This is a genomic window from Anaerotignum faecicola (genome assembly GCA_024460105.1).
GTDB lineage: Bacteria > Bacillota > Clostridia > Lachnospirales > Anaerotignaceae > JANFXS01.
In genome coordinates this window covers 1-409 of record JANFXS010000453.1, presented here as the reverse complement: position 1 = coordinate 409, position 409 = coordinate 1, and the positions used below count along the sequence as shown (strand labels likewise).

General features: G+C 45.0%; 1 protein-coding gene. It reads right to left on the bottom strand.

The window, feature by feature from the left end; genetic code table 11:
• Positions 1-112 precede the first annotated feature (112 nt).
• Positions 113-409, bottom strand: a 297-nt coding sequence (locus NE664_14835; protein MCQ4727911.1) for an ABC transporter permease subunit, incomplete at its 5' end; no start/stop codon positions are given.

Genomic DNA, 409 nt, shown 5'->3' with positions numbered 1-409 from the left:
CTCTCTTTACTTTTCTCATAAAATATATCCTCCTTTATTTGAGTTTCTTTAATAATTTGTGTTTCTTTATTTGAATTACTTTGCTTCCATTTTCTGAACTCTGTTTTGAGACTCAGCTCTTTACCGCTCCGGCAATTCCGTCTACAAAATACCTCTGCAGTGCAATGAACACACAGATCACCGGCACGATTGCAATACTGGCTCCGGCGGCTATTCCGGTCCAGTCAACCACATTTTCACCCCGTAAGGCATAAAGCCCCACCGCCAGCGTCCGCAGGGACGGGTTGTTAAGCGTAATGATAAGAGGCAGTAAAAAGGAATTCCACGTCCAGATAAACTGCATGATCACCACGGTTACCATGATGGGTTTGGCCAGCGGAAACATGACGCTTCCATAGGTCTGGACGAA